Source organism: Paramaledivibacter caminithermalis DSM 15212, assembly GCF_900142245.1.
GTDB classification, from domain to species: domain Bacteria; phylum Bacillota; class Clostridia; order Peptostreptococcales; family Caminicellaceae; genus Paramaledivibacter; species Paramaledivibacter caminithermalis.
The window spans coordinates 1-2,293 of sequence record NZ_FRAG01000127.1 but is presented as its reverse complement, the minus strand read 5'-3'; the positions used below and the strand labels follow the sequence as shown (position 1 = coordinate 2,293).

3 protein-coding genes are annotated in these 2,293 nt (G+C 33.9%); all 3 read left to right on the top strand.

Going from position 1 to position 2,293, the window contains the following annotated elements; genetic code table 11:
* Positions 1-235: hypothetical protein (locus BUB36_RS19960; RefSeq protein ID WP_456299440.1), on the top strand; the 235-nt coding region annotated here is incomplete at its 5' end.
* Positions 225-581, top strand: a complete 357-nt coding sequence (tnpB, locus tag BUB36_RS18765; RefSeq protein WP_073153833.1) for an IS66 family insertion sequence element accessory protein TnpB — start codon at positions 225-227, stop codon at positions 579-581. The genes BUB36_RS19960 and tnpB, both read left to right, overlap by 11 nt.
* Before the next feature lie 67 nt (positions 582-648).
* The gene (gene tnpC / locus BUB36_RS18760; protein ID WP_073153830.1) at positions 649-2,244 is read left to right on the top strand and encodes an IS66 family transposase; all 1,596 of its coding nucleotides are present in this window, start codon (positions 649-651) and stop codon (positions 2,242-2,244) included.
* Positions 2,245-2,293 lie beyond the last annotated feature (49 nt).

Below are 2,293 nucleotides of genomic sequence, written 5' to 3'. Positions count from 1 at the left end.
TTTCTATGGATGGATTAAAAAATTTAGAAAGGAAGATTCTAAAGAAAAGACTAAAGATTCAAAGGTACAGTGGGCTACTCTTAATAGATATGAAACTGAAAATATAAATGAAGATGATACTAAGGTATCACCTTTGAAAATTGTTATTGGAAAAGCTAGTATTGAGGTTAATTCTAACTTTGAACCTGAGCTTTTAAATTCTGTTGTAAAGGTGCTTTTGAAAAATGCTGGGTAGTGAATCTTATGATTGTGTTTATCTTGCTTTAGGAGCCACTGACCTTAGAAAGTCTATTAATGGACTAGCTCTTATTGTAGAAAAGTCATTTAAACTTGATCCATTTTCAAGAAAGCTTTTTGTATTTTGTAATAAAAAAAGAGATAAAATCAAAATCCTTAAGTGGGACAATGATGGTTTTTGGCTTTATTATAAAAGACTAGAAAGTAGTAAATTTAAATGGCCAAGTGGATGTAATGATAAGGCTATTTCTGTTTCTGAGAGGGAATTTCGGTGGCTACTTGATGGACTTGATTTAATACAGCATGAGGCCCATAAAGAGGTTACTCAAAGAATCTTAGGATAATATATAAAATTTTCAATTTAAAGATTTATCTCTTTTTTTGCTTTGCAAAAGATGTTATAATTGATTTATGAAAACTACAGACAATTATCAAGGGAAACAATTTAATAATGAAAATAAAAAGGTAACTGATCTAAAGGATAGATGCGTTTATTTAGAGCAGCAGGTAGAGGAGCTTTCTGCAAAGGTAAAATATTATGAGGAGCTTTTTAGAATAAATCAAAGTAAGCGTTTTGGATCTTCAAGTGAAAAAACTACTGATGAGCAGCTATCCTTTTTTAATGAAGCTGAAAAAAATTCACGTGATAATTTGGCGCAGCCAGATCTAGAGGAAGTTACTTATAAAAGACGAAAGTCTAGGGGCTTAAATAAAAAGAGCATGGAAGATCTTCCAGTAGAGGTAATTGAATATGATCTTTCTGAGGAAGACAAGGAGTGTCCTGAGTGTAGTGGAAATCTTCATAAAATGAGTGAAGAGATTAGAAGGGAACTTGTGATTATTCCTGCTCAGGTTAAAGTTATAAAGCATGTACGTAGCGTTTATGCCTGCAGAAATTGTGAAAGGGAAAATATTAAAACTCCAATTATTACAGCGCCTATGCCAAAGCCTGTACTCCCTGGTAGCTTCGTGTCTCCTTCTCTTATGGCATTTATAATGAATCGAAAATATGCTGAGGCCATTCCTTTATATAGACAAGAGCAACAGTTTATAAATTTTGGTATTAATTTATCACGGCAAAATTTAGCCAATTGGATCATAAATGGAGCTAATAAGTGGTTAAAAATCCTTTATGATCGTATGCATGAATATCTTATAAAGGAATCCTTCCTTCATGCCGATGAAACTACCCTACAGGTCCTAGATGAAGATGGTAAAGATGCTAATAGCAAATCCTATATGTGGCTATATGCCACTGGAAGATTTGGCCCTCAAATTGTCCTTTATGATTATCAAAAATCAAGGGCTAAAAAGCATCCAAAGGCTTTTCTTAGTGGTTTTAAGGGCTATCTTCAAACCGATGGTTATCCAGGCTACAATGATGTAGAGAATGTTACCCTTATTGGCTGCTTTGCTCATGCAAGAAGAGGTTTTACCGATGCATTAAAAGCCATAAAGGATAAAACAAGCATATCTTCATCTGTTGCTAAGGAAGGTCTTAAGTTTTGCAATGATTTATTCGCTATAGAGAAAACCCTGTCGGGTTTAACACCTAAAGAGCGCTATAAAAGACGCCTAAAGGAAAGCAAACCAATTCTTGAGGCTTTTTTGTCATGGCTAAAAGAAAAGAAAGAGTTAGTATTACCTAAAAGCGCTTTAGGGAAAGCTATTAACTACTCCTTAAATCAATGGAGTAAACTAGAAGCATTTTTACTTGATGGTCAAATTGAGATTAGTAATAATAGAGCAGAAAGGGCCATAAAACCTTTTGTTATTGGTCGCAAAAACTTTTTATTTTGCAAATCCCCTAAAGGGGCTACGGCAAGCAGTATAATTTATAGTGTTGTAGAGACGGCTAAAGCCAACAATCTAAGTCCTTTTCACTATTTAAACTATCTATTTGAACAACTTCCTAATATTGATATAAATGACATAAAGCAGTTAGACCAGCTCTTACCATGGTCAGATAACATTCCTGATATATGTAGAGTTGGCCCTAATAAATAATATCATAGTCCTCATCCTTAATCCAAGGTGGGGACTATTTTACGCTTAC